Raw genomic sequence first — 25,668 nt, forward strand, 5'->3', positions numbered from 1 at the left:
CCCCGCGAGCCGGGGTCAGCCCGCGTCGACGAGGACGAGGTCCGCGCCACCGTCCCAGTGCGCCAGCAGGTTCGCCGCGAGCTGCCGGTAGGCCTCGCCGCCCTTGTTCTTGCGACCGTGCAGCACCGAGCTGCCCGAGGCCGAGGCCTCCGCGAAGCGCACCGTCCGGGGGATAGGCGGGGCGAGCAGGTCCACCCCGTAGCGGCCGGAGACGTCGGCGAGCACGTCACGGCTGTGCGTGGTGCGGGCGTCGTAGAGGGTGGGCAGCACACCCAGCAGGGTCAGCCCGGGGTTGGTGATGGCCTGCACGTCGGCCACGGTGCGCAACAGCTGACCCACCCCGCGGTGCGCCAGCGTCTCGCACTGCAGCGGCACCAGCACCTCGTCGGCGGCGGTGAGGCCGTTGAGGGTCAGCACGCCGAGGGAGGGCGGGCAGTCGATGAGCACCACGTCGAAGTCGGCGGCGATGGTGCCCAGGGCGCGGCGCAGGGCGAACTCGCGGCCGGCGCGCATGAGCAGCATCGCCTCGGCCCCGGCCAGGTCGATGGTGGCCGGCAGCAGGCTCGGACCGTCGACCGTCTCCAGCAGCACGTCCGACGCGGCCACGTCGCCCAGCAGCACCTCGTGGACCGAGGACTCCAGCGCGTCCGGGTCGTGGCCCAGGGAGAAGGTCAGCGAACCCTGCGGGTCGAGGTCGACGAGCAGCACCCGCCGACCGGCGGCGGCCAGGGCGGCGCCGAGCGAGGCCACCGTGGTCGTCTTGGCCACGCCGCCCTTCTGGTTGGCCACGGCGAGGGTGCGGGTCACGGCCTGATCGTTGCACGCGGACCCCCCGACTGGCCGTCGACGACCTCAGGGGTGACCCTGGTGACATGGCAGCAACGGCGTCCGCGGCGGATCTCGGGCTCTTCGGCCCGGGCAGCGTGAGCTGGCGGGTGCAGTCCGACCCGGTGGCCGGGGTGGGCGGGCTCGGTGCGCTGTTCCTGCAGGCCCTGCACCCGTTGGCCATGGCGGGGGTGTTCGAGCACTCCAGCTACGACGCCGACTTCTGGCCGCGCTTCCAGCGCACCGCGCAGTACGTCACCACGGTCAACTTCGGTACCACCGGTGAGGTCGACGCGATGGCCGCGCGGGTGCGGAAGATGCACACCTACGTCCGGGGCACCGATCCGGTGACCGGTGCGGAGTACTCCGCGGGCAACCCGGAGCTCATCACGTGGGTGCACGTCACCGAGGTGCACGGGTTCCTCGACGCGGTGCAGCGCGGGGGGCTGGGTCTCAGCCCCGAGGAGCAGGACCAGTACTTCCTCGAGCAGGTCCAGGTGGCGCGGCTGCTCGGGGCCACGGAGGTGCCCTCGTCCCGGGCCGAGGTGGCCGAGTACCTGCAGCAGGTGCGGCCGCAGCTGGTGTGCTCGGCCCACACCCGGGACGGTGCCCGCCTGCTGCTCGCCCCGCCGATGCCGTGGCGGGTGCAGCTGCTGACCCCGGCCCGGCCGGCCTGGGCGGGGCTGGCGGGGCTGGGGTTCTGCCTGCTGCCGCGCTGGGCCCGGCGGCTCTACCGGCTGCCGGGCCTGCCGAGCACGGACCTGGGGGCCACGGTGGCCGTGCGCGCGCTGCGGCTGGCCGCGCTGCAGCTGCCCGAGCAGCGGCGCCTCGGTCCGCTGGTGCTGGCCGCCCACGCCCGTGCCGGGCTCGTCGCTGCCCCGGCGGCCTGAGGGCTCACGGACCCAGGGCTCAGACCCCCCACTGGGTCCACAGCAGGGCCGCGCTCACCCCGAGCGCCACCCCCGAGCCCAGGACCACCCCGGACGGCCGGCGCTGACGATCGGCGAGCACCTGCGCGCCCACCACCACGACAGCCGCGACCACGTGCGCGGCCACCACCCCCACCCCGGGGCCCTGCACCGATCGCTGGCCGGCGAGCACGGCGGCCGCCACGACCACGATCGTCAGGACGACCACCCCGCCGACGACCACCCCGCTGACGGCGCGCAGCACCCTCACGGGGCCAGCCCCGCCCACGGGTCCAGCCCGGGGGCCGCCGCCCGCCCCTCGGGGCAGCTGCGGCGCAGGTCGCACCACGAGCACTGCGCACCGGGGCTCGCCGGGAACAGCTCGTCCCCGTCGGCCCCGGCAGCCAGGGTGTCGGTGTGCAGCGCGATCTCGGCGGCCTGCTCCTCGGCCCGGGCCAGCTGGCGCGCGAGCGACTCGGCCGTGTGGTCGAAAGCGTGCACCTCCCCGGTGGGCAGGTGGTGCAGCTCCACCCGGCGGCACGGGCGGCGCAGGGTGCGGCGGCTGGCCAGGACGTACAGCGCCAGGGCCTGCGAGCTGCGGGTGTCGTGCTCGGTGAGCGGACGCCGACCGGTCTTGTAGTCCACCACCACGACCTCCTCGCCCTCCGGGGCCTCGGGCTGGCGGCGGGAGTCCAGCCGGTCCACCCGACCCTCCACCACCACGGTCCCCACCGGTGCGGAGACCCAGCGCTCCAGGCCCACGGCGTCGACCTGGGTGGGGTCGTTCTCCGTGACGTACCGGGCGACCCAGTCCTGCGCGCGCTCCCGGTAGCGGGCCTGCTGCGCGGCGTCGGCGAAACCCTCCCCGGACCACGCCGTGGCCACGGCCACCCGCGCCGCCTCGACGGTGCGCCGCGGTGGCGCCGTGTCGTAGAAGCTGCGCAGCGCCGCGTGCACCACGGCGCCCAGGGTGCTGTGCGCCCAGGCCCCGCCCCGCGGCGGCGCGGGCCGGTCGAGGTAGGTCATCCGGTAGCGCCGCCGGCAGCTGCCCCAGGTGCTCAGCTTGGACGGGGTGACCTTGACGAGCCGGGTCGGCATGCCGTCGAACCCCAGCTGGGACGGTTCCTCCGCGCGCGCCACCGGCTCAGCCGCCCGCCACGAAGCCGCGCACGGAGTTGGCGACCAGCTGGACCGCGATGGCGGCCAGCAGCAGCCCGGCGATGCGTGCCAGCAGCGTGATGCCGCTCTCCCGGAGCACCCGGATGATCACGCCGGAGTAGCGCAGGAACAGGAAGAGCACGAGGTGGATGGTGATGATCGCCGCGGCCAGCGCGAGGTAGGAGCCGACCTGGCCGTTCGCGTCGCGCACGTAGACGATGGTGGCGGCGATGGCCCCCGGTCCCGCGAGCAGCGGGGTGCCGAGCGGGACCAGCGCGACGTTGACGTCCTCCGCCCCCTGGGGCTGGGCCGACTCCTTGCCGGTGAGCAGGTCCAGGGCGATGAGCAGCAGCAGGAGCCCCCCGGCGCCCTGGAGGGCGGGGATGCCGATGCCCAGGTAGCTCAGGATGGCGCCCCCGGCGAGCGCGAACCCCGCGATCACCCCGAGTGACACCGCCACGGCCTGGCGGGCGGCCCGGTTGCGCGCCGCCGGGGCCTTGCGGCCGACGAGGCTGAGGAACACCGGGATGCTGCCGGGCGGATCCATGATCACGAACAGCGTGATGGTGGCGCTGAGGTAGAGCGTCACGTCGAAGAAGCTCACGCCGGGACCCGCTGCACGTCCTGGGGGCCGTGCAGCAGCGGGGTGCCGGTGGCGCCGGAGACCAGCTGCTCGTACTGCGCCCGGCCGGTGGTGTCCCCCGCGAGGCGGACCGTCTTGTTGGTGCCGTGGTAGTCGCTGGACCCGGTGGGGACCAGGCCCAGCTCCGCGGCCAGCACCCGCAGCCGCGCCCGGTCGGCGGGGGCGTGGTCCACGTGGTCCACCTCGAGCCCGGTGAGCCCGGCCACGGCCAGCTCGGCGATCGCGGACTCGGCGAGCACCCCGCCCCGGGTGGTGGCGCGGCTGTGGGCCAACGTGCTCACCCCGCCCGCGGCGGTCACCAGGCGCACGGCCTCGAGCAGGGGGATGTCGCGCTTGTCCTCGTAGTACCCGCCGTCGCGGCTGAGCACACCCGCGAAGGCCTCGTCCATGGTGGCGACGTAGCCGGCCTCGATGAGCGCGGCGCCCAGGTGGGGACGCCCCAGGGTGTCCCCGGCGGAGGCGAGCACGGCCTCGACGTCGATGGGCAGCCCGTCGGCGGCCATCCGCTGCGCCATCACCCGCAGCCGGCGCACCCGCTCCCCGCGCAACCGGGTGAGCTCGGCCTCCAGCTCGGGGTGCGCGGGGTCGAACAGGTGGGCCAGCAGGTGCACGGTGACCTCCGCACCGGTCTCCCCCACCGCCTCGCAGGAGAGCTCCGCACCCCGGACCAGGGTCATCCCCTCGCCCAGCGCCGCGGCGGCCCCGGCCCACCCGGAGGTGGTGTCGTGGTCGGTGATGGCCATGACGTCCAGCCCGGCGGCGGCCCCGGCCCGCACGAGCCCGGCCGGGGAGTCCGTGCCGTCGGAGGCGCTGGAGTGGCAGTGGAGGTCGATGAGCACGTTCCCAGTCTGGCCCACGGCACCGACAGCGCCGCCCTCACTCCCCGTCCGCGCTGCCCTGCTTGGTGAACACCAGCGCGGTGAGGTCGTGGCGCAGCTGCTCGCCCCACGGCATGTAGGTCAGCCGCGACAGCGCCTGGTCGGCCCCGGCGGACTCCACGCTCATGGTGGCGTAGCCGAGCACCCGGCCGAACGGGGTGTGGGTGAAGGTCAGGTCGGTGACCTTGCGCAGCGGCATCATCGTCACCGTCTTCGTGACGATCCCCTGGGTCAGCAGCATCCGCTGGGTGGTCACCTCCAGGCGCTCCACCCACCACGAGCGCAGCAGCACCGACAGGTGCACCAGCACCGCCACCGAGGCCCACCAGAGCACGTTCTGCACGACCACCTGGTCGTCGGGCAGCTCGAGGGCCAGGACGAGCAGCGCGAGTACCCCGACCGCCGCGCGGGTGACGGGCCAGGTCAGGCAGGCGGCGTGCCGGCGCACCGAGATGCGCAGCTCCTCGCCCGGGATCAGGTGCTCGACGTCGCCGAACCGCACCGCCGGCCTCCCGTCAGGACATCGCCGGTCGGGACATCGCGGTGAAGTACATCGCGGTCAAGTACATCGCCGGTCAGAACAGGGAGGTGACGAACGTCGACATGGAGCTCGCGGCCGTCGCGACGACGCCGCCGGCACTCTTCACGACGTTCGCCGACGCCACGGGCTGCGTGATCACGTAGAAGATCACGAACGCGAGCACGAGGAAGCCCGCAAGCTTCTTGACGTCCACAGAGCCTCTCCATCACCTCGCCGAACCAGCAGTCACAGGTTCCTACCGCACTCCGCCGCGCTGGCGGCCACGCCACGCCGGGCGCGGCCGCCACCGGTTCACGGGTGCGGGACCGGCCGGCCGGGCTGCTCGCCGCCGCGCGCCTGGCCGTAGGACTCCTTGGGGACCATCACCTTCCGGCGGAACACGCAGACGATCTGCCCGTCCTGCTTGTAGCCCGTGGTCTCCACGTGCACGATCCCTCGGTCGTCCTTGGACCTCGACAGGGTCTTGTCCAGCACCTCGGTCTCGCCGTAGATGGTGTCGCCGTGGAAGGTCGGCTTGACGTGCTTGAGGCTCTCCACCTCGAGGTTGGCGATGGCCTTGCCGGAGACGTCGGCCACGCTCATCCCCAGCAGCAGCGAGTACACGTAGTTGCCCACCACCACGTTCTTGCCGAAGTCGGTGGTCTCCGCGGCGAAGTGGCTGTCCAGGTGCAGCGGGTGGTGGTTCATGGTGAGCAGGCAGAACAGGTGGTCGTCGTACTCGGTGACCGTCTTTCCCGGCCAGTGCTTGTAGACGGCCCCGACCTCGAACTCCTCGTAGTAGCGACCGAACTGCACCGTTCGTCTCCTTCGCACCGTCGCGGCCGGGCGGGCTGCCCGTCTCGTCCCGCCCAGTGTGACGGGCCCGGGAGTAACGTCGCAGAGCGGTCCGTCACACGGGTCCACCCTGCCCCCCGGAGGTGTCCGTGCCCACCCTTCCCTCGCTGCGCCCCCCGGTGCGCGGCGCCAAGGCCGTCCCGTCCCTGCAGAAGCTGTCCCTGCCCGCCTCCGAGGCGGTGGTCGACTGCGCCGTCTACGTCTGCGGCATCCGCCAGCCCGGCCGCTGGACGCACGCCGGCGCGCTGGCCGAGGTGCGCCGCCGTGGCGAGGGGTTCGTCTGGGTGGGTCTGCACGCGCCGGACGCGGGGCAGATGACGTCGGTCGCCGAGACCTTCGGCCTGCACGACCTGGCCGCCGAGGACGCCGTGCACGCCCACCAGCGGCCCAAGCTCGAGCGCTACGACGACACGCTGTTCATGGTGGTCAAGACGGTCACCTACGTGGCCCACGAGTCGATCGACACCGCCAAGGAGATCGTCGAGTCCGGCGAGATCATGGTGTTCGTCGGCGCCGACTTCGTGGTGACCGTCCGGCACGGCGAGCACTCCGCCCTGGGCACGCTGCGCGCGTCCCTGGAGGCCGACCCGGAGCAGCTGGCCCTGGGCCCGGCCGCGGTGCTGCACCGCATCGCCGACCACGTCGTCGACTCCTACCTCGAGGTGGCCGACGCGGTGGAGGGTGACATCGACGCGCTGGAGGAGCAGATCTTCTCCCCGCGCACGAACGTCGACATCGAGCAGATCTACCTGATGAAGCGGGAGGTGGTGGAGTTCCGCCGCGCCGTGGCCCCGCTCGGGGTACCCCTCAAGCGGCTCGTGGCCGACCGGAGCACGCTGGTGCCCAAGGAGATCCGGCGCTACTTCCGCGACGTGGACGACCACCAGACGGCGGTGGCCGAGCGCGTCGCCGCCTACGACGAGGTGCTCAACACCCTGGTCGACGCCGCCCTGGCGAAGGTGACCGTGCAGCAGAACGGGGACATGCGCAAGATCGCTGCGTACGCCGCCATCATCACCGTGCCGACGATGATCGCCGGGATCTACGGGATGAACTTCGAGCACATGCCTGAGCTCGGCACCCAGTACGGGTACCCCGTGGTTCTCGTGGTCATGGTCGCGATCTGCGGGCTGCTCTGGCGGGGGTTCCGCCGCAACGGCTGGCTGTAGCGCTCAGGCCCAGGTGAACGGGGTTCCGTGCCCGCTGCCGTGGCCGAGCACGGCCACCTCGGGCGCGGCGGGCCACACCTGAAGCCGCAGCTCGAAGCGGAACCCGCCGCCGGTGCGCACGGGCTCCAGCACCAGCAGGGCCAGCGGCGCCTCGGCGGTGGCGGCCGCCGCTGCGCGGGCCAGCACGTCCCGACCGCGCCTGCGATCGGCGGGGGACACGTACTGCCACACCACGGAGTGCCACACCACGGTCAGCTCGCCGGGGTGCGGACGGGCGAGCTCACGGAGCAGGAAGTCCGGCCCCGAGAGCGGCTGCACCGCCACGGGCTCGGCGGCGGCAAGAGTCAGGGCCGCGCGCAGCCGCTCCCAGCGCGCGGTGTCGTCCGGCCACACGAACGAGCCCAGGTGCAGCCGGCCGTCGGCGGTGGACACGTCCACCGGGTGCACGTCGCAGCCGGCCCGGTGCACCACCCGCAGCGGGACGTCCAGGTCGGCCGGCGGGCGCCCGGTCCAGCCCGTGTCCAGCCGCAGCGCCGATCCGGGGTCACCCAGCACCTCGCCGTCCACGAGGTAGCCGATCCGGTCCGGTCGCAGGTTCAACCCCCCGCTGGCGCCCACCTCGAGCAGCCGCACGCCCGGCACGCCGGCGCGCTGCCCGGCCACCTGGAGCCCACCCCACAGCGGGGCGCTGCGGCCGACCTCGTTGGTCTGCACCGCCGTGGCCGCCAGCCGGGTCCGCACCTGCTCGGCGTGCTCGACGAGCACCTGCGCGGCGTCCGCCCACAGGCGCTCGGGCCGGGCCGATCCCCCGACGCTCGGGTAGTGCAGCGCGAGCCGGGGCGCCGCCCGTTCCAGCACCAGCCGGTGCAGCGCAGCGGCCAGGCGCAGGCCCGGCACCGACCCCGCGGTGGCGCCGAGCTCGTCGGCGAGCAGCCCTGCGCACACCCCGCCCGAGTCGAGGTCGGCCGCGGCCCCGGTCAGCAGGGCGTGGGTGAGCGGGCTCACCGGCAGGCAGCCGCTCGCCTGCTCGCGCAGCAGCCCGGCTAGGTGCGCCGTGCTCACACCCCCACCCCCTGTGAACGAAACCTCGCGCCCTGGATCCAGAAATCACACACGGGAGGCGGCTGGACGGCCGGGGTCCCGGGTGTCGATGCCGGCCTCGGTCCACGCCGTCCGCAGCGCGTCGGCCCCCCGCAGCCGCACCCAGGCGGCCTCGGTGCCGGTCAGCGGCACCACGTCGAGGAACTGCACGTCCTCGTAGGGATCGCCGAGCTCCAGCGGCGGCACCTCCTCGCTCGCCGCGAGCAGGACCGCGGTGAACGCGGAGCCCTCCCACAGGGGCGCGCCCAGGTCGACCAGCGCGTCCGCCTGCAGCACCAGACCTTCGACCGCGGGCGTGGCGGCCAGCACCGCGAGCGAGCGGAGCACCCCGTCGACACCGCCGCGCAGGGCGACCAGGAGCTCGGCACGCGGGCCGCGCACGGGATCGGCCACCAGCTCGTCCGGCTCTCCCATCGGGTGCCGCGCGCACCCGACGGTGCCGTAGCGGACCAGGCGCTCGGCGTCGGGACCGAAGCGCAGCACGTCCAGCGGCTGCACCCCGAGGAAGGTCACCGAGGCCGACACCGGCTCCGAGGGACCGAGCTCGAGGCGCAGGTGCGCCCGCACCGCTGCGACGACGTCCACGGCGTGCACGCCCCCCGGCTCAGTGCCGCTGCTCGCCGCCGACGGACAGGCGGGAGAGCAGGTCGCGGGCCTGCTCGGCGCTGCGCGGCTCGCACAGCACGTCGTAGCGGCCGGCCACCAGCTGCATGGTCGAGGAGAAGTCACGCTGGCCGCGGGTGGCGCCGTAGGTGAGCGCACCGGAGATGACGCCGAACACGATGCCGATCAGCAGCCCGGTCAGGATCGACGCGGCGAAGCTGTTGCCGCTGACGATGTTGAGCACGAGCCCCACGAACAGGCCCAGCCACGCCCCCGAGGCGGCACCGGCGGTGAGCACGCGGCTCCAGGTGAGACGGCCCGTCACGCGCTCGACCTGCATCAGGTCCACGCCGACGATGGTGACGTCCTGCACGGAGAACTCGCTGTCGGAGAGGTGGTCCACCGCCCGCTGGGCCTCGGCGTAGGTGGGGTAGGCGCCGATCGGCCACCCGGTCGGCGGCGTGGGCGTCGGGAGCCCCTTGCGCTGCCCTCCCATCCCGCTGGCCATGGGCGACGACATCGGGCTGCTCATCTCGGGTTCTCCTGTCCGTGGGGTGACCGTGCTATGCGGGTGTGGAGCTCACCAGGACAACGCCCCGGGCACGGAGATCGTGCCCGGGGCCGTGAGGTCGACGTGTGACGCGTGTCCGGTTCGCTCCGCTCAGCGGCGCGAGGCGTACTCCTTGAGCAGCCCGCGGCTGATGATCGTCTTCTGGATCTCGGACGTGCCCTCACCGATGAGCAGGAACGGGGCCTCGCGCATGAGGCGCTCGATCTCGTACTCCTTCGAGTAGCCGTAGCCGCCGTGGATGCGGAAGGCCTGCGTGGTCACCTCGGCGCAGTACTCGCTGGCGAGCAGCTTGGCCATGCCGGCCTCGACGTCGTTGCGCTTCCCGGAGTCCTTCAGCTTCGCTGCGTTGACCATCATCATGTGGCTGGCCTCGACCTTGGTGGCCATCTCGGCGAGCTGGAACGCGATGGCCTGGTGCTGGGCGATGGGCTTGCCGAAGGTGGTGCGCTGCTGGGCGTACTCGACGGCCAGCTCGAAGGCCCGGATGGAGATGCCGCACGCCCGGGCCGCGACGTTCACGCGGCCGACCTCGACCCCGTCCATCATCTGCGCGAAGCCCTTGCCGGGCTCCCCGCCGAGGATGTCCTCGGCCTCGGCGCGGTAGCCGTCGAACACCATCTCGGTGGTGTCCACGCCCTTGTAGCCCATCTTCTCGATCTTGCCGGGAATGGTGAGCCCGGGCTTGACCTCGCCGAAGCCCGAGGGCTTCTCGACGAGGAACGCCGTGAGGTTCTGGTGGGCCTTCTCGTGGCCGAGGTCGGTCTTGACCAGCGTCGCGACCAGGGTGGAGCTGCCACCGTTGGTCAGCCACATCTTCGCCCCGTCGATGGTGTAGCTGCCGTCGGCGTCCAGGGTCGCCTTCGTGCGGATGGCCGCGACGTCGGAGCCCAGGCCCGGCTCGGACATGGAGAACGCACCGCGCACCTCACCGGTGGCCATCCGGGGCAGGAAGCGCTCCTTCTGCTCCTGCGTCCCGTGCTGGATGAGCATGTACGCGACGATGAAGTGCGTGTTGATCACGCCGGAGACGCTCATCCAGCCGCGCGCGATCTCCTCGACCACCAGCACGTAGGTCAGCAGGCTCTCGCCGAGACCGCCGAACTCCTCGGGGATCATGAGCCCGAACAGGCCCATCTCCTTCATCCCGTCGACGATCTCCTGCGGGTAGGTGTCCGAGTGCTCCAGCTCCTGCGCACGCGGGATGATCTCCTTGTCCACGAAGGCGCGGACGGTGGACAGGATCTCGCGCTGGACCTCGGTCAGGTCAGCGGTCTGGGCGAGCCGGGCCATGGGGGCACTCCTTCGACGCGGGGACGCACGCCGGGGCAGGGAGCACCCGGCACTGGGTTACCGAGCAGTATGGGCGTTCCGGGCGGCGGCGGCGCTGTGAGATGGCGCTCGCCGCACCCACCGACGAGGACAGCGGGCCGCCGGCACCGATAGGTGCGGGCAGCCCGCTGTCGGGGGGTGCGGAGGGTCTAGCTGGTGGCCCTGGCCGCCGCCTTCTTCTCGCTCTTCGCGTCCCCGGTGCTCAGCGCGCCACCGGAGTTCTCCAGGTGGGCCCGGACGAACCAGTGGAACAGCTCCAGCTCGGCGGACTGCCCGATGAGCATGTCCTCGGTGATCGGGTCCAGCTCACCCGTCTTCGCGATGACGTCGCGCACGCTCGAGATGACGCCCTGGTAGACGACGTCCAGCGCGGCGAGGTGGGCGATCACGGTGTCGCGACCGATGGAGTAGTCCTCCCACTGGCGCTCGGCGACGATGGAGCCCGGGGTGCCCTTCGGGGAGCCGCCCAGCGTCGCGATGCGCTCGGCGACGGCATCGGCGAAGCCGCGCACGGCCTCCACCTGGGGGTCGATCATCTCGTGCACCGAGATGAAGTTGGGGCCCACCACGTTCCAGTGCGCGTGCTTGAGCGTGAGGTGCAGGTCGTTGTAGGCGTGCAGCCGGTCCTGCAGGAGCGCGGCGACCTCGCCGCCCTGCTCCGGGGTCATGCCGGGCACGGTGTACTTCGGGTTGGTAGCCATGGGCACGACGGTAGGACCATCTCCGCGGTGGTGCCGGACGAACGGTCGTCGACGCTGGACCCCGCGGCCCCACCCTGGTGGACTGCCCGCATGAGCAGCCCGTGCGGACAGCCCCCCTGGCCGCCGCAGCGCGGCGTCGTGCTGGCGAGTTCCGCAGGTCGCTCGTGACCGCGCCCGGGTCCCTGCGGTCCCAGCTCGACGCCGCCCTGCGCAAGTCGGCGGCGGTGTGGGTCCAGCCGGAGCACCACCCCAGCCGCCTGGTCTGGGCGCTGTGGCCCTCCCGCGGACCCCTGGCCGGCTCTCTCCTGGTCGCCACCGGAGGCACCGAGCAGGAGGTGCCGGGCCTGGTCGACGGCGCCACCGTCACCGTCGTGGTGGCGCGGCCGGGCACGCGCTCGCGGCTCGCCACGGTGACCACCACCGCGGTGGCCACCACCCCCGACGAGGCCACCCGGACCGCGCTGGCCGCCGCCCGCCGCAACGGGGCTCCGGGGTGGACCGCCGTGCTCGCCCTGGCCCTGGTCGACGGCTGAGACCGCCCTCCCACCACCTCCCGCTACCCTCGCCCGCGTGGCGGCAGCGAGCAGGGTCTACGTGTCCCGGCTGGCCGGGCTGCAGGTGCTGGGACCTGACGGCGAGTCCGTGGGCCGGGTGCGCGACGTGGTGCTCACCGTGCGCCTGCTCCGGCAGCAGCCGCGGGTGCTGGGCCTGGTGGTCGAGCTGGCCACCCGTCGCAGGATCTTCGTGCCCATGCTCCGGGTCACCGCCATCGAGCCCGGGGCGGTCACCCTCACCACCGGCAACGTCAGCCTCCGCCGGTTCACCCAGCGGGCCACGGAGGTCCTCGTGATGGCCCAGGTGCTCGACGCCCGGGTCACCGTCACCGACGCGGAGCACCCCGGGCCGGCCGCCGTCACCGACGTCGCGATCGAGGTGACCCGCAGCCGGGACTGGGTGCTGAGCCGGGTGGCCGTGCGCGCGCACCGGGCCCGGCTCAGCCGTCGCGGCGCGGTGGCCGTGGTGGGGTGGGACGCCGTGCAGGGCCTCACGCCCACCGACATGGCCCTGCCCGGGCAGGGCACCGCGCACCTCATCAGCCAGTTCGAGGGGATGCGCGCGGCCGACGTGGCGCAGGCCCTGCACGACCTGCCGCTCAAGCGCCGCCACGAGGTGGCCGAGGCGCTGGACGACGAGCGCCTGGCCGACGTGGTGCAGGAGCTCCCCCAGGACGACCAGACCGACCTGCTCATGCACCTGGAGCTCGAGCGCGCCGCGGACGTGCTCGAGGCCATGGACCCCGACGACGCGGCCGACCTGCTGGGCGAGCTCCCCGACACCGAGGCCGAGGCCCTGCTGGAGCTGATGGACCCCGAGGACTCCGCCCCGGTGCGCCGGCTGCTGGAGCACTCCCCCGACACCGCGGGCGGCATGATGACGCCCCAGCCGGTGGTGCTGACCCCCGCTGCCACGGTGGCCGAGGCGCTGGCCCGGGCGCGCAACGCGGACCTCACCCCCGCCCTGTCGAGCCTCGTGTTCGTGGTGCGCCCACCCACGGCCACCCCCAGCGGCCGTTACCTCGGCTGCGTGCACCTGCAGCGGCTGCTGCGCGAGCCCCCCTCCGAGCTGGTGGGCGGGGTGCTGGACGCCGGGCTGCCCAAGCTGGGTCCGGACGCCCCGCTGAGCGAGGTCACCCGCTACTTCGCCACCTACAACCTGGTGTGCGGACCCGTGGTCGACGAGCAGGGACACCTGCTCGGCGCCGTCACCGTGGACGACGTGCTCGACCACCTGCTGCCGGAGAACTGGCGCGCACCCGAGTCGCAGGAGGGCACCACCCGTGGCTGAGGGCGGCCGTCAGCGCCTGGACACCCCGCGCTCGACCCGGCGGCTGGTGCCGCAGCTGAACATGGACGTGGTCGGGCAGTACAGCGAGCGGGTCGCCCGGTTCCTGGGCACCGGCAGCTACCTCGCCATCCAGACCCTCATCGTCATCATCTGGATCCTGCTCAACGTGTTCGCGGTGGCGCTGCGCTGGGACCCCTACCCGTTCATCCTGCTCAACCTGGCCTTCTCCACCCAGGCCGCCTACGCCGCACCGCTGATCCTGCTGGCCCAGAACCGGCAGGAGAACCGGGACCGCGTGTCCCTGGAGGAGGACCGCTCGCGCGCGGAGCGGACCAAGGCCGACACAGAGTTCCTGGCCCGGGAGATCGCCGCCCTCCGGATCGCCATCGGCGAGGTCGCCACCCGCGACTACCTGCGTCGCGAGCTCGACGAGCTGCGCGGCCTGGTCGTCGAGCAGCGGATGGAGGCGGCCGACCGCGAGCACGACCGCGGCTGAGGCGCTACGGGCGCAGCAGCCGGTCCAGCGCGGCGTCGAGCTCCCCGAGGCCCTGCTGGCCGAGCGGCTCGACGAAGTGCTCGGTGACGCCGGCCAGGTGCGTGCGCGCCGCCACCCGGAGCCGCTCCTGCCCGTCGGGGGTGATGACGGCCTGCACCCCGCGCCCGTCCTCCGCGGCGGGCCGCCGCTGCACCAGCCCGCCCTGCTCCAGCCGCTCCACCAGACGGGTGACCCCCGAGCGCGAGAGCAGCACCGCCTCGGCCAGCTCGGTCATCCGCAGCGTGCCTCCCGGCGCCTCGGACAGCTGGACCAGCACGTCGTAGGAGGCCAGGGAGAGGTTCTCGGTGGCGAGCAGCTCCGCCTCGAGGGCACGGGTGATGCGGGCGTGGGCGACCAGGTACCGCCGCCACGTCCGCAGCTCGTCCTGCCCGGGGGTGGGGCGGGGGCGCTCGGTCGCAGGACGTGCGGGCATCTGAGGATCCTAGGGGCCGGGCCCGGCGGGCCGCGTTCGCCACCACGCCTACGATCGGGCCCGTGAGCACCCCGACGACGCTGCCCAGTCCTGACGCCATCCACGCCGCCCTGTCCCGGGTGGACGACCCGGAGATCCGCAAGCCGATCACCGAGCTGAAGATGGTCAAGAGCGTGGACGTGCAGCCCGACGGCAGCGTTGACGTCGCCATCTGGCTCACGGTGGCCGGGTGCCCGATGCGCACCGAGATCACCCAGCGGGTCAGCACCGCGGTGGCCGACGTGCCCGGGGTGGGGGCCGTGCGGGTGGTGCTGGACGTGATGGACGACGTCCAGCGCACCGAGCTCCGCAAGAGCCTGCGCGGGGACGCCGCCGAACCGGTCATCCCCTTCGCCCAGCCCGGCTCGCTGACCCGTGTCTACGCGGTGGCCTCCGGCAAGGGCGGGGTGGGCAAGTCCAGCGTCACGGTGAACCTGGCTGCCGCGATGGCCGCCAAGGGCCTCTCGGTGGGGGTGCTCGACGCGGACATCTACGGCCACTCCGTGCCCCGGATGATGGGCACCGACGCCCGGCCCACCCAGGTGGACAACATGATCATGCCGCCGCAGGCGCACGGGGTGAAGCTCATCTCCATCGCCCAGTTCACCCCGGGCAACGCCCCGGTGGTGTGGCGCGGACCGATGCTGCACCGTGCCCTGCAGCAGTTCCTGGCCGACGTGTTCTGGGGCGACCTCGACGTGCTCCTGCTCGACCTGCCGCCGGGCACCGGTGACGTCGCCATCTCCGTCGCGCAGCTCGTGCCGGGCGCGGAGATCCTGGTCGTCACCACCCCGCAGCAGGCCGCGGCCGAGGTCGCCGAGCGCGCCGGGGCCATCGCCCTGCAGACCCGCCAGCGCATCGTCGGCGTGGTGGAGAACATGAGCTGGATGGAGCTCCCCGACGGCACCCGGATGGAGATCTTCGGCTTCGGCGGCGGCCAGGTGGTGGCCGACAGCCTGACCAAGGCGGTGGGTGCGGACGTTCCCCTGCTGGGCCAGGTGCCGCTGGAGACGGCGGTCCGCGAGGGCGGGGACTCGGGTGTGCCGATCGTGCTCGCCGACCCCGGCTCCCCCGCCGCGGTGGCCCTGCGTGCGGTGGCCGACCGGCTCACCACCCGGGCCCGGGGCCTCGCCGGGATGTCGCTCAGCGTGAGCTCGGTGCGCAGCTCCTGACCCGTGCCGGGCCTGGCCCGGATCCGCTCAGGTCGCGTCGGGGTCGAACGGGGGGCGCTCGCCCTGGGCCAGGGGCTTCGGCGCCGTCCGCGGGTCCAGCGTGACGGGCTTGGTGAGAACGGGCCTGGCCGCTGCGGTCCCCGCCGTGGAGACGGACCCGGCCGTGGACGGTGCGTCGCCGAAGAAGGAGCTCTCGTCGCCGTCGAACAGGTGCTTGGTCAGCGCCGCCCTGGGGTTCAGCCCGCGCAGCTGCTGCAGGTCGGCCAGGGGCTTGCGGAGGTCGTCGAACTCGGGACCGAGCTCGTCCTTGAGCTGCTGGCGGGCGCCCGTGGCGTACTCGCGGACCTGCTTGACGGTCTTTCCGAGCCACGCGGCCGCACCGGGCAGCCGCTCGGGGCCGAGGATGAACAGCCCGGCGAAGAGCAGCACCACGATCTCGGCCCAGCCGATGTTCCCGAACACGTCCCGAGCGTACGTGCCGACCGTCGTACCGTCACCGGTGCGCGGTGGGCCCGGGTCAGTCCGACTGCAGCGTCACCTCGACGGCGACCGCGCGCCCGGCCCGCACCACCTGCAGGGTCACCGTCTGCCCGATCCGCTCGGCCATGACGGCCACCTGCAGCTCGTCGGCCGTCTTGACCGTGCGGTCGCCCACCCTGGTGATGACGTCACCCTCGACGAGGCCGGCCCTCGCGGCGGCGCTGCCGTCCTGCACGTTGGCCACCTCCGCCCCCACCACCGTGCCGTCGCTGACCGAGCGGGCGTTGACCCCCAGGTCGGGGTGCTTGACCTGGCCCGTGCGGATGAGCTCCTGCGCCACCAGGGCCACCTCGTCGACGGGGATGGCGAACCCCAGGCCGATGGAGCCGCCGGAGGCCGCGCCCGAGGTCCGGATGGCGGTGTTGATGGCCACCACCCGGCCCTGCAGGTCCACCAGCGGGCCACCGGAGTTGCCCGGGTTGATGGCGGCGTCGGTCTGCACGGCGTCGATCACGGCGTTGGTGTCCGTGCCGTCGCCGGAGAGCCGCACCGGGCGCTGCACGGCGCTGATGATGCCGGTGGTGACCGTGCCCGCCAGCCCCAGCGGGGAACCCACCGCGATCACCTGGTCGCCCACGGCGAGGTCGGCCGAGGTGCCCAGCTGCGCGACGGTGGGGTTGGTGACCGCGGCGCGGAGCACCGCCAGGTCGGTCTTGGTGTCGCGGCCGACGATCTGCGCGGCGGCTCGGGTGCCGTCGGAGAAGACCACCGACAAGGTCGTGCCCTGCGGGTCGTTGGCCGCCTGGGAGATGACGTGGTTGTTGGTGACGATGTAGCCGCTGCCGTCGATGACGACCCCGGAACCGGTTCCGCCGGAGGTGCCGCTGCGCGACTCCACGGAGACCACCGCGGGCAGCACGGCCGCCGCCACCGAGGCCACCCCGGCGGCGGTCGGCGCCGTCGCCCCCGCCGGCACCTGGGCCAGCGTGACCGAGGGATCGGTCAGCGCCCGGCTCGCCCGGTCGGCCTCGCGGACCACCACGCCGCCGAGCAGACCGACCACCAGCGCGAGCACCCCGAGGACGACCAGCGCGCGCGGACGGACGCGGCCGCCGAGCAGGACCTCCCGCACGCCCAGGCGCTCGGTGGGTGCCGGCGGAGCGCCGGTGACGTCCTCGGCGAGGGCGGGTGCCCCGAGCACGGCGGCCGCGGAGGGGTCGCGCCACGGGTCGCCGGCCGTGCGCAGCGGTGGTGCGGGTGTGGTGGACCGGGGATCGCGCTGCAGCGGCTCGGTGGCACCGGCCGGACGGCCGAACGCCTCGACGAGGACCGCGTCCGGAGGCGGCGCACGGTGCACCCGGGGGTCCGGGGCCTGGCGCGGCCCGAACGGTCCCGTGGTCCCGCCGGGGCGTCCGAAGACGGCGGCGTGCGCGGGGTCCACGGGAGGGCGGTGCACGGGCCGGGGCGTCAGCCGGGGCGCGGCGTCCGAGGAACGGTCGCTCATCGTGTGCGGTCCGGGCCCCTCGTCGGTGTCGCTGGCGCCGCAGCGGCGTCCGCGGTCAGACCTGCGCGCGTGCGCCGGCGGGAACAGCCTGCCCTGCGGCCGGTGAAGTCGCCGTCTGCGGGGGGCTCGAGACACCCACGACGACCGTGGCGGTGGTCGGCGGGGTGAGCCCCGGCAGCCTCGCGGTGTGCACGGGGGCGGCGCCGGTGCCGGCCACGGGCGCCTCGGTGGCCGACGGTGCGGCCACCAGCACGCCCACGGCGAGCGCGGAGACGGTGAGCACCACCAGGGGGAAGCCCCCGCGACGCTGGGCGGGACTCCCGGGCGCCGCCGGCGCGGTGGCCCCGAAGCGCTCGGGCCGCAGCACCGACACCCAGGCCCCGTCGGCGTCCAGCACCACGGCGCCGCGCACGGTGGCGCCGGGGTGGCGCACGGGGGGCGGCTGCACGTCGGGGATCTGCCGCAGCGCCCCGAGGAGTCCGGCGGGGGTGCACGGCGTCACGGCCGCACGGACCGCGGACCTGGCCTGCAGCTGGGCCTGCACGTCCCCGGTGCACTCGGTGCACAGCGCGAGGTGCGCGGCGGCGCGCTGGTGCGCCCCCATGCCGAGCTCACCGTCGACGTAGGCGACGAGCGCCTCCGTCCCGAGGTGGGCCGAGCCCAGGTGCGAGGAGCCCCGCTGCTCCGCGCTGCTCAGGGCGTGGCCCGCCGTACCCAGGGCCCGCCCGCCCGCACCGAGGGCGCGCGAGGTCCAGGACGACGGCCGCGGCTCGCGGTCTCCGTGCTGTCCGTCGGGGTGCACCCCGTGCCTCCTGTCGGTCCTGGTCGGTCGTCCTCGTCGGTGCCCCGACCGGCTCAGCCGGCGGCCACGGCGCTGGAGTCCATCTTGCCCTTGCTCTCCAGGGAGGCCCGGAGCGCCTGGCGGCCGCGGTGGATGCGGCTGCGCACGGTGCCGAGCTTCACCCCCAGGGTCGCCCCGATCTCCTCGTAGGACAAGCCCTCCACGTCGCAGAGCACCACGGCCGCGCGGAACTCCGGCGCCAGGGAGTCGAGCGCCTCCTGCAGGTCCGGGTCGAGGTTGGTCGCGGTGAAGGCCTGCTCGGGGCTCGGCTCGTCGCCGGGCACCCTGTCGTAGTCCTCGGGCAGCGGGTCCATCCTGACCCGGTTGCGCCGGCGCACCATGTCGAGGAACAGGTTGGTCGTGATGCGGTGCATCCAGCCCTCGAACGTGCCCGGCTGGTAGCTCGAGAGCGACCGGAAGACGCGGATGAAGGTCTCCTGCGTGAGGTCCTCGGCGTCCTGGGCGTTGCCCGAGAGCCGGTAGGCCAGGCGGTAGGTGCGATCGGCGTGCTGGCGCACGACCTCGTCCCAGGTGGGCATGGCCCAGTCCGCCCCGGTCGCGTCGAACACCGCGGTCCCGCTGAGCTCCTGCACCTCGTCCGGCACCGGCGTCCGGGACCCGGCGGGCGGCGGGACGGCCGCGTGCTCGGACGGAGCGACGGGGTGGCGTTCGACGGCGGTGCTCATCGGGCTGGTGCGGACCTCCTGGGTGGTGACCTCGGACCGTGCGGACCTCGGTGCTGGTTGCAACGACCGCTCGGGACCGGGTGTTCCGCGTGCGACCCCCGGGGTCCCTGGCGTCGTTGGTGCAGATCGTGACCGACCAGGGTGTGCGCGGGGTGAGAACGACCTGAGGATCGCCTGAGAACCGCCCAGCCGGGCACGAGACGTGCACCACCGCGCGCCTGGCCGGGGCGCACCGCAGCCCGGGCTAACCTCCGCGCGTGAGCCCCTCCCCGAGCACGCCGTCCTCCACCGCCGAGACCGTCCTCGAGCACGTGGAGAGCTCGGCCGCGGAGGACGACGTGCTGCGGGCCGCGCGCGAGCGCTCCGTCGACCTGGGGGTGGTCGCGGTCAGCCCCGCCGTGGGCGCTGCGCTCACCTTCCTGACCCGGGTCCTGGGCGCGCGCACGGTGGTGGAGATCGGCACCGGGGCCGGGGTCAGCGGGGTGTGGCTGCTCAGGGGGATGCGGGCCGACGGAGTGCTGACCACCATCGACACCGAGCCCGAGCACCAGCGCAGCGCCCGGCAGGCCTTCCTCGAGGCCGGGGTGGGGCCGGGGCGCTTCCGGCTCATCAACGGCCGCGCCCTCGAGGTGCTGCCCCGGCTGACCGACTCCGGCTACGACCTCGTGGTGGTCGACGCCGGGGCCACCGACCACCCGCGGTACCTGGCCGAGGCCGTGCGCCTGCTGCGCCCCGGGGGCGTCGTGGTGCTGCACGGGGCGCTGGCCGGCGGTCGGGTGGCGGACCCGGCCCAGCGCGACGCAGCGACCGTGGCGCTGCGGGAGGCCGCCCGGGTGGTCGCCGAGGACGAGCAGTGGGTGCCCGCGCTGCTGCCGCTGGGCGAGGGCCTGCTGGTGGCCACCCGCCTGGCCGACGCCTGACTCAGCCGACGCGCACACCCTTGCCGACGGCGACCACCCCTCCGGGGCTCAGGGTGTAGCGCTGCCGGTCGCGCTCGTGGTCCACACCGATGATCTCGCCGGGTCCGATGACGACGTTCTTGTCCAGGATCGCCCGGCGGACCACCGCACCCTTGCCCACGCGCACGCCGGGCATGAGCACGCTGCCCTCCACCGTCGCCCCGTCCTCGACGACGACGTCCGAGCTCAGCACGGAGTGCCGCACGGTGGCCGCGGAGATGATGCAGCCCTCCCCGACCATCGAGTCCTGCGCGAGCCCCCCCTGCACGAACTTGGCCGGCGGCAGCATCTCGAAGCTGCTTCGGATGGGCCAGAGCTGGTTGTAGAGGTTGAACACCGGGTGCACCGACACGAGGTCCATGTGGGCGTCGTAGAAGGCGTCGAGGGTCCCAACGTCGCGCCAGTACCCGCTGTCGCGCGCCGTCGCGCCGGGGACCACGTTGTCGGCGAAGTCGTAGACGTGGGCCTGCCCCGCGGCCACGAGCGCCGGGATGATGTCGCCGCCCATGTCGTGCGCGGAGTCGCCCACCTCCGAGTCGGCCCGGATCGCCTCGAGCAGGGCGTCGGTGGAGAACACGTAGTTGCCCATCGAGGCGAACGTGACGTCCGGGTCGTCCGCGGTGTGGGGCGGGTCCTTCGGCTTCTCGAGGAAGCGGGTGATCTTGCCGTCCGCGTCGGCGTCGATGCAGCCGAAGGCGTGGGCCTCGCTGCGGGGGACGCGGATGCCGGCGACGGTGACCCCCGCCCCGGAGGCGACGTGCTCGGCCACCATCTGCCGCGGGTCCATCCGGTAGACGTGGTCGGCCCCGAAGACGACGACGACGTCAGGACGCTCGTCGTGGATCAGGTTGAGCGACTGGAAGATCGCGTCGGCGGAGCCGGTGTACCAGCGCGGGCCGAGACGCTGCTGCGCCGGGACCGGGGTGATGTACTCCCCGGTCAGCCCCGACATCCGCCACGTCTGGGAGATGTGCCGGTCCAGCGAGTGCGACTTGTACTGGGTCAGCACGCAGATCCGCATGTAGCCGGCGTTGACGAGGTTGCTCAGGACGAAGTCGATGAGGCGGTAGGCCCCGCCGAAGGGAACGGCGGGCTTGGCCCGGTCCGCCGTCAGCGGGTACAGGCGCTTGCCCTCCCCGCCGGCGAGCACGATCCCGAGCACGTGCGGCTGGTTCCTCACCCTGCGAACCTATCGGCATCCGCGTGTCCTGGGCCACAGGAGGATCACGCGCTAGGTTCCGAGCCGTGCGAGTTGCGATGGTGACGCGGGAGTGGCCCCCGGAGGTCTACGGCGGAGCGGGTGTGCACGTGGCCGAGCTGGTGCCCCGGCTGCGGGCCCTGTGCGAGGTGGACGTGCACTGCACGGGCGGTCCGCGCACCGACGCGACCGTGCACGGGGTGGACCCCGCGCTGGCCGGGGCGAACCCCGCGCTGACCACGCTCTCGTCGGACCTCTCCATGGTCCAGGGGGTCGCCGGGGTCGACCTGGTGCACAGCCACACCTGGTACACCGGGATGGCCGGGCACCTCGCGGGCCTGCTGCACGGGGTCCCGCACGTGCTGACCGCGCACTCGCTGGAGCCGCGGCGGCCGTGGAAGGCCGAGCAGCTCGGCGGCGGGTACCGGGTCAGCTCGTGGGTGGAGAAGACCGCCGTGGAGGGTGCCAGCGCCGTCATCGCCGTCAGCGAGGGCATGGCCACCGACGTGCTCGCCTGCTACCCCGACCTGGACCCGGCGCGGCTGCACGTGGTGCGCAACGGCATCGACACCGCGCTCTACCACCCGACCACCTCCACCGACGTGCTCCGCCGGATCGGCGTGGACCCCGAGCGGCCGGTGGTGGTGTTCGTCGGGCGGATCACCCGGCAGAAGGGCGTGGGCCACCTCGTGGCCGCGGCGCACGGGTTCCACCCCGACGCCCAGCTCGTGCTCTGCGCGGGAGCACCGGACACCCCGGAGCTGGAGCAGGAGACCGCCCGGGCGGTGGCCGACCTGCAGGCCGCGCGCGAGGGCGTGTTCTGGGTCCGGGAGATGCTGCCGGTGGCCGACGTCCGCGAGCTGCTCGGTGCCGCCACGGTGTTCGTGTGCCCGTCGGTCTACGAGCCGCTGGGGATCGTGAACCTGGAGGCGATGGCCTGCGGCACGGCCGTGGTGGCCTCCGACGTGGGCGGCATCCCCGAGGTGGTGGACCACGGCCGCACGGGCCTGCTCGTGCACTACTCCCCCGAGGACGCCGGGGCCTTCGAGTCCGGGATCGCGGCCGCGGTCAACGAGGTGCTGGCCGACCCGGCGCGGGCGGCGGCCATGGGCGCGGCCGGGCGCGAGCGGGCCGTGGTCGAGTTCAGCTGGGAGCAGGTCGCGGGTCGGACGATGGACGTGTACCGGGCCGCGCTCGGCTGAGCCCTGGGAGGGGCCGGAGCGCGTCTCGCGCACTTTCCGCGGGGTGCGGCGCCGGCTTTGGCGGGTGCTTTGGCGCCAGCTTTGGCGAGTGCTTTGGCGCCAGCTTTGGCGCGTGCTTTGGCGCGTGCTTTGGCGTCAGCTTTGGCGCGTTGTGCGCGCACAACGCGCCAAGAACCGCCGCGGAACGACGTCGTGCGCGCACAACGCGCCGAGGGCCGGGCGCGGCGCCGGGTGGTCAGGGCGCCGGGTGGTACACCGACACCTGGACCGAGATCGTCACCGCCACCACCTCCGGCAGGGCCGCCACCTGGTCCGCACGCGCGGCCGTGCTGAGGTGCCACGCCGAGGGCCCCATGCCCACGAGCGCGGCGACGTCCGCGTGACGCAGCTGCATGGTCTGCTCCACAACGCCGTGCCGACCGCGCACGAAGGTCCCGGCCATGGCGTCGGCGAGGCGCTCGGGCTTGCGCTCGTCCACCCGCAGCAGGCCCAAGGTGTCCACGAGCTCACCCAGGTGCCGCGGCGTGGGCGTGAGCACCACGAGCGCGCCGTGCGGGGTCAGCACCCGGCGCAGCTCGGACGGCCCGCGCGGGGCGAAGACGGTCAGCGCCACGTCCACGCTCCCCTCGCGCACCGGCAGCTGCTGCCAGACGTCCGCCAGCACCGAGCCGATCCGGGGGTGTGCACCCGCGGCGCGGCGGGCCGCCGGCTTCGAGGCGTCGACGGCGATGCCGACCGCCCCGGGGGCCGCGTCGAGCCCGGCGGCCAGGTAGTGCCCCGTGCCGGCCCCCACGTCCAGCACGCACTCCACCGGACCCCGCTCACGCGTGCGGACCACCTCGGCCGCCACCGCCCCCACCAGGGCGTCGTAGTGCCCGGCGTCGAGGAAGAGCTGCCGGGCGGCCACCATCTCGGCGGAGTCGCCCGAGGCGGCCTGCCCTGAGCCGGGGAGCAGGCTGACGTAACCCTGGCGCGCGACGTCGAAGCCGTGCCCGCGCTCGCAGCCGAGCTCGCTGCCCTCGAGCTCCAGCGCGGAGCCGCAGTGCGGGCACGCCAGCCGGTCGACGACATCACTCAGCACGGGCGGTCACTCAGCACGGCTCCATTCTGCCGTCACACCCGGGCGGCCCACGTCGTGGCCAGCAGGGCCAGCGCGAGGAAGGCGCCCACCAGGACCGTCAGCCCGGTCCAGCCCGCTGCGGTGAACGCCGGGCCCGCGAGCCAGCCACCGGTGCTGGACCCGCCGTAGTAGGCCAGCAGGTAGAGCCCCGAGGCCTGCGCCCGGGCCCGCCCGCCCGCCCGGGCCGCCACCCAGCCGCTGGCCGTGGAGTGCGCCGCGAAGAAGCCCCCGGTGAGCAGCACCAGCCCTGGCAGCACGAGCCACAGGGTGCTGGTCGCCACGAGCGCGAGGCCGAGCGCCACCACTGCGATCGACGCCCCCAGGACGGCCGGTCGACCCCACCGACCGGTGAGCCGACCGGCCGCCGGGGAGCTGAACGAGCCGACCGCGTAGGCCACGAAGACCAGGGCCACCAGCGCGGGTGCCACCGAGAACGGGGCGGCGATGAGCCGGAAGCCCAGGAAGTTGTAGACGCCGACGAAGCAGCCCATTAACAGCGCCGCCACGGCGTACATCGCCCGCAGCGCCGGATCGGCCAGCGCGGCACGCACCCCGCCCAGCAGGGGTGCCAGCGCGAGCGGCTGGGCCACGAAGCGTCGCGACACCGGCAGCAGCCACGCGATGAGCGCGGTGCAGACCACCGCCAGCGACGCGTCGGCCAGCATCCCGAACCGCCAGCCCGCGAGGTCGGCCACCAGCCCGCTGAGCAGCCGACCGGTCATCCCACCCAGGCTGTTGCCCGCGATGTAGAGGCCCATCGCCCCGCCCAGGGCCCGGGCCGACATCTCCTCGCCGAGGTAGGCCATGGCCGTGGCGGGCAGCCCGGCCAGCGCGGCGCCCTGGACGGCGCGCAGCACCAGCAGCACCGTGAAGCTCGGCGACAGCGGGAGCAGCAGCCCGACGGCGGAGGCGACGACGAGCGAGGTGACCATGGTCCGCCGGCGCCCGAAGGATTCCGAGAGCGACGCCAGCGGCAGGACGGCCAGGGCCAGGGCGCCTGTACCCACGCTGACGGTGAGGCTGGCCTGCGACGGCGTGATCGTGAAGGCCTCGACGAGCTGCGGCAGCAGCGCCTGCGTGGCGTAGAGCAGGCTGAACGTGGCCATCCCCGCCGCGAAGAGGGCCGTGCTGACGCGGCGGAAGTCCCGGCCCCCCACCTCGACAGCCGGGGGCAGGCTGGTCACGGTCTGCGCGCCGGCGGCTGTGCTCACGAGACCCAACTCTCGCACCGCCCTGTTCATGCGTCCAATGTCGAACAGTGGCAGTCTTCATGCTTGTGGAGCATGAGCGCACGTCGCCCGTCATGCGCGCACCGGACGCCGGTGACGAGGCCGACAGCGCCGTCGCGCAGCTGGTGCCCGCACTGGCCCAGCTCGTGGCGCTGGTGGGCGCGGAGCACGTCACCCGGGCGGCCGCCTCGCTCGGTCTCGCCCAGCCCACCCTGAGCCGCTCGCTCGCCCGCTGGGAGGCCGGGCTCGGGTTCCCGCTCGTGGTGCGCACCGGGCACGGGGTGCACCCGACCCCCGCGGGCGCGCACGTCGCAGAGGCCGCGGCGGAGGCGCTCGCGGTGCTCACCCGCGCGGTCCGCGCCGGCCGGGAGCAGGCCGGTCTGCAGCACGGGCGGCTGCGGTTCGCCTTCCTGCACACCATGGGCCCGGACGTGGTGCCGAGGCTGCTCGAGGACTTCCTGCGGCACCACCCCGGGGTGCGGGTCGAGCTCCACCAGGACGCGCACGCCACGATGCTCGCCGCCCTGCGCCGCGGCGAGGTGGACCTGGTGCTCACCTCACCGGCCCCCGCCGACCGGACAGGACTGGCCGTGGACGTCCTGGACACCCAGCCGCTGGTGCTGACGCTGCCGCACGGGCACCGGCTCGCGGGCGCGGCACGGCTGCGGCTGTCCGAGGTGGGCGACGAGCCGTGGGTGGTGCTCCAGGCGCGCTACGGCATGCGGACCATCACCGACGGTCTGTGGGCGCAGGCGGGCATCACCCCCGAGGTGGCCTTCGAGGGGCAGGACGCCAGCACGCTGCGGGGGCTTGCCTCGGTGGGCCTCGGGGTGGCCGTCCTGCCGGCGGAACCGGGGGCGGTCGGGGTGGTCCAGGTGCCGCTGGACCCGCCCGCGCACCGGGAGATCGCGCTGGTCACGTCCACCGGCCGGGCGTCCAGCGCAGTGGTCTCGGCCTTCCGCGCGGTGGCCGTGGCCTTCTCCGGCCGGCTGCTCCCCCCGCAGGACGCGGGGTCAGGGCACGACGCAGGGTCAGGGCACGACACTGGGTCAGGGCGCGACACTGGGTCAGGGCGCGACACTGGGTCAGGGCGCGACACTGGGTCAGGGCGCGACGCAGGGCCCCGGCGGGGGAACTGACCGCCGGGGCCCTGCGTGGATCCTG

Annotated in this window: 30 protein-coding genes; 9 read left to right on the plus strand and 21 right to left on the minus strand. The window is 74.0% G+C overall.

From position 1 onward, the window contains the following. Positions 1-15 precede the first annotated feature (15 nt). On the minus strand, positions 16-807 hold the full coding sequence (locus RHODO2019_RS12180; RefSeq protein ID WP_265382047.1) for a ParA family protein: 792 nt from the start codon (positions 805-807) through the stop codon (positions 16-18). A 65-nt stretch (positions 808-872) separates the two neighbouring features. On the opposite strand from RHODO2019_RS12180, the gene RHODO2019_RS12185 reads away from it, so the two are divergent. Beyond that, the gene (locus RHODO2019_RS12185) at positions 873-1,715 is read left to right on the plus strand and encodes an oxygenase MpaB family protein (protein ID WP_265382048.1); all 843 of its coding nucleotides are present in this window, start codon (positions 873-875) and stop codon (positions 1,713-1,715) included. Between the two features lie 19 nt (positions 1,716-1,734). Here RHODO2019_RS12185 and RHODO2019_RS12190 read toward each other — a convergent pair whose 3' ends face one another. From RHODO2019_RS12190 to RHODO2019_RS12220, 7 genes are all read right to left on the minus strand, one after another. Then, positions 1,735-2,004, minus strand: coding sequence for a hypothetical protein (locus RHODO2019_RS12190; protein ID WP_265382049.1), 270 nt, complete (start codon positions 2,002-2,004; stop codon positions 1,735-1,737). Further along, the gene (locus tag RHODO2019_RS12195) at positions 2,001-2,831 is read right to left on the minus strand and encodes a RecB family exonuclease (protein WP_265382050.1); all 831 of its coding nucleotides are present in this window, start codon (positions 2,829-2,831) and stop codon (positions 2,001-2,003) included. Before RHODO2019_RS12195 ends, RHODO2019_RS12190 begins: the two co-directional genes overlap by 4 nt. Positions 2,832-2,877: 46 nt before the next feature. Then, positions 2,878-3,438 carry a MarC family protein gene (locus RHODO2019_RS12200; protein ID WP_265384751.1) on the minus strand — a complete coding sequence of 187 codons (561 nt, stop codon included), beginning with the start codon at positions 3,436-3,438 and terminating at the stop codon, positions 2,878-2,880. Between the two features lie 53 nt (positions 3,439-3,491). Next, a complete protein-coding gene (locus RHODO2019_RS12205; RefSeq protein ID WP_265382051.1) occupies positions 3,492-4,373 on the minus strand; it encodes a PHP domain-containing protein in 882 nt (293 codons plus the stop codon). 37 nt (positions 4,374-4,410) lie between these two features. Further along, positions 4,411-4,914: a PH domain-containing protein gene (locus tag RHODO2019_RS12210; protein WP_265382052.1), complete on the minus strand. Its 504-nt coding sequence runs from the start codon at positions 4,912-4,914 to the stop codon at positions 4,411-4,413. A gap of 73 nt (positions 4,915-4,987) precedes the next feature. Continuing rightward, positions 4,988-5,146, minus strand: coding sequence for a hypothetical protein (locus tag RHODO2019_RS12215; protein ID WP_265382053.1), 159 nt, complete (start codon positions 5,144-5,146; stop codon positions 4,988-4,990). 98 nt (positions 5,147-5,244) lie between these two features. Continuing rightward, positions 5,245-5,748, minus strand: coding sequence for a MaoC family dehydratase (locus tag RHODO2019_RS12220; RefSeq protein WP_265382054.1), 504 nt, complete (start codon positions 5,746-5,748; stop codon positions 5,245-5,247). A 128-nt stretch (positions 5,749-5,876) separates the two neighbouring features. On the opposite strand from RHODO2019_RS12220, the gene corA reads away from it, so the two are divergent. Continuing rightward, on the plus strand, positions 5,877-6,956 hold the full coding sequence (gene corA, locus RHODO2019_RS12225; RefSeq protein ID WP_265382055.1) for a magnesium/cobalt transporter CorA: 1,080 nt from the start codon (positions 5,877-5,879) through the stop codon (positions 6,954-6,956). Between the two features lie 3 nt (positions 6,957-6,959). On the opposite strand, the gene RHODO2019_RS12230 is transcribed toward corA, so the two are convergent. The 5 genes from RHODO2019_RS12230 to RHODO2019_RS12250 all read right to left on the minus strand — a co-directional run bounded on the left by RHODO2019_RS12230 (position 6,960) and on the right by RHODO2019_RS12250 (position 11,261). Next, a complete protein-coding gene (locus tag RHODO2019_RS12230; protein WP_265382056.1) occupies positions 6,960-8,018 on the minus strand; it encodes a DUF2332 domain-containing protein in 1,059 nt (352 codons plus the stop codon). Positions 8,019-8,063: 45 nt separating this feature from the next. After that, entirely contained in the window at positions 8,064-8,642 is a 579-nt protein-coding gene (locus RHODO2019_RS12235; RefSeq protein ID WP_435532116.1) for a suppressor of fused domain protein, read from the minus strand. A gap of 19 nt (positions 8,643-8,661) precedes the next feature. After that, entirely contained in the window at positions 8,662-9,180 is a 519-nt protein-coding gene (locus RHODO2019_RS12240; RefSeq protein WP_265384752.1) for a YflT domain-containing protein, read from the minus strand. Between the two features lie 141 nt (positions 9,181-9,321). After that, positions 9,322-10,521 carry an acyl-CoA dehydrogenase family protein gene (locus RHODO2019_RS12245; RefSeq protein WP_265382058.1) on the minus strand — a complete coding sequence of 400 codons (1,200 nt, stop codon included), beginning with the start codon at positions 10,519-10,521 and terminating at the stop codon, positions 9,322-9,324. A gap of 188 nt (positions 10,522-10,709) precedes the next feature. After that, complete coding sequence (locus RHODO2019_RS12250) at positions 10,710-11,261, minus strand: Dps family protein (protein ID WP_265382059.1); 552 nt, start codon at positions 11,259-11,261, stop codon at positions 10,710-10,712. Between the two features lie 164 nt (positions 11,262-11,425). Between RHODO2019_RS12250 and RHODO2019_RS12255 the strand changes: the two genes are divergently transcribed. The 3 genes from RHODO2019_RS12255 to RHODO2019_RS12265 are packed head-to-tail and all read left to right on the plus strand — an operon-like array spanning position 11,426 to position 13,602. Next, complete coding sequence (locus RHODO2019_RS12255; protein ID WP_265382060.1) at positions 11,426-11,794, plus strand: hypothetical protein; 369 nt, start codon at positions 11,426-11,428, stop codon at positions 11,792-11,794. Between the two features lie 37 nt (positions 11,795-11,831). Next, a complete protein-coding gene (locus RHODO2019_RS12260) occupies positions 11,832-13,106 on the plus strand; it encodes a magnesium transporter MgtE N-terminal domain-containing protein (RefSeq protein WP_265382061.1) in 1,275 nt (424 codons plus the stop codon). Next, positions 13,099-13,602 carry a DUF1003 domain-containing protein gene (locus RHODO2019_RS12265; RefSeq protein ID WP_265382062.1) on the plus strand — a complete coding sequence of 168 codons (504 nt, stop codon included), beginning with the start codon at positions 13,099-13,101 and terminating at the stop codon, positions 13,600-13,602. Before RHODO2019_RS12260 ends, RHODO2019_RS12265 begins: the two co-directional genes overlap by 8 nt. 4 nt (positions 13,603-13,606) lie before the next feature. Here RHODO2019_RS12265 and RHODO2019_RS12270 read toward each other — a convergent pair whose 3' ends face one another. Further along, positions 13,607-14,074, minus strand: a complete 468-nt coding sequence (locus tag RHODO2019_RS12270) for a MarR family winged helix-turn-helix transcriptional regulator (RefSeq protein ID WP_265382063.1) — start codon at positions 14,072-14,074, stop codon at positions 13,607-13,609. Between the two features lie 62 nt (positions 14,075-14,136). Between RHODO2019_RS12270 and RHODO2019_RS12275 the strand changes: the two genes are divergently transcribed. After that, positions 14,137-15,285, plus strand: coding sequence for an Mrp/NBP35 family ATP-binding protein (locus RHODO2019_RS12275; protein WP_265382064.1), 1,149 nt, complete (start codon positions 14,137-14,139; stop codon positions 15,283-15,285). A gap of 27 nt (positions 15,286-15,312) precedes the next feature. Here the strand turns inward: RHODO2019_RS12275 and tatB are convergent, their stop codons facing one another. From tatB to sigE, 4 genes are read right to left on the minus strand one after another with little or no spacing between them, the layout of a single operon-like run. Next, a complete protein-coding gene (tatB, locus tag RHODO2019_RS12280; RefSeq protein WP_265382065.1) occupies positions 15,313-15,747 on the minus strand; it encodes a Sec-independent protein translocase protein TatB in 435 nt (144 codons plus the stop codon). Positions 15,748-15,802: 55 nt separating this feature from the next. After that, entirely contained in the window at positions 15,803-17,269 is a 1,467-nt protein-coding gene (locus RHODO2019_RS12285; protein WP_265382066.1) for a S1C family serine protease, read from the minus strand. A gap of 55 nt (positions 17,270-17,324) precedes the next feature. Beyond that, entirely contained in the window at positions 17,325-18,071 is a 747-nt protein-coding gene (locus RHODO2019_RS19225) for an anti-sigma factor family protein (protein WP_290428871.1), read from the minus strand. A gap of 53 nt (positions 18,072-18,124) precedes the next feature. Further along, positions 18,125-18,796, minus strand: coding sequence for an RNA polymerase sigma factor SigE (gene sigE, locus RHODO2019_RS12295; RefSeq protein ID WP_265382067.1), 672 nt, complete (start codon positions 18,794-18,796; stop codon positions 18,125-18,127). A gap of 257 nt (positions 18,797-19,053) precedes the next feature. Between sigE and RHODO2019_RS12300 the strand changes: the two genes are divergently transcribed. After that, entirely contained in the window at positions 19,054-19,716 is a 663-nt protein-coding gene (locus RHODO2019_RS12300) for an O-methyltransferase (protein ID WP_265382068.1), read from the plus strand. Position 19,717: 1 nt separating this feature from the next. Here RHODO2019_RS12300 and glgC read toward each other — a convergent pair whose 3' ends face one another. After that, complete coding sequence (glgC, locus tag RHODO2019_RS12305) at positions 19,718-20,935, minus strand: glucose-1-phosphate adenylyltransferase (RefSeq protein ID WP_265382069.1); 1,218 nt, start codon at positions 20,933-20,935, stop codon at positions 19,718-19,720. A 65-nt stretch (positions 20,936-21,000) separates the two neighbouring features. Between glgC and glgA the strand changes: the two genes are divergently transcribed. Beyond that, a complete protein-coding gene (gene glgA, locus RHODO2019_RS12310; RefSeq protein WP_265382070.1) occupies positions 21,001-22,155 on the plus strand; it encodes a glycogen synthase in 1,155 nt (384 codons plus the stop codon). A 235-nt stretch (positions 22,156-22,390) separates the two neighbouring features. Here the strand turns inward: glgA and RHODO2019_RS12315 are convergent, their stop codons facing one another. Both RHODO2019_RS12315 and RHODO2019_RS12320 read right to left on the minus strand, forming a co-directional pair. Next, on the minus strand, positions 22,391-23,236 hold the full coding sequence (locus RHODO2019_RS12315) for a putative RNA methyltransferase (RefSeq protein ID WP_265382071.1): 846 nt from the start codon (positions 23,234-23,236) through the stop codon (positions 22,391-22,393). A gap of 32 nt (positions 23,237-23,268) precedes the next feature. Continuing rightward, entirely contained in the window at positions 23,269-24,486 is a 1,218-nt protein-coding gene (locus tag RHODO2019_RS12320) for an MFS transporter (protein WP_265382072.1), read from the minus strand. A gap of 92 nt (positions 24,487-24,578) precedes the next feature. On the opposite strand from RHODO2019_RS12320, the gene RHODO2019_RS12325 reads away from it, so the two are divergent. Continuing rightward, positions 24,579-25,643: a LysR family transcriptional regulator gene (locus RHODO2019_RS12325; RefSeq protein WP_265382073.1), complete on the plus strand. Its 1,065-nt coding sequence runs from the start codon at positions 24,579-24,581 to the stop codon at positions 25,641-25,643. Positions 25,644-25,668 lie beyond the last annotated feature (25 nt).

The sequence above is a fragment of the Rhodococcus antarcticus genome (assembly GCF_026153295.1).
GTDB lineage: Bacteria > Actinomycetota > Actinomycetes > Mycobacteriales > Mycobacteriaceae > Rhodococcus_D > Rhodococcus_D antarcticus.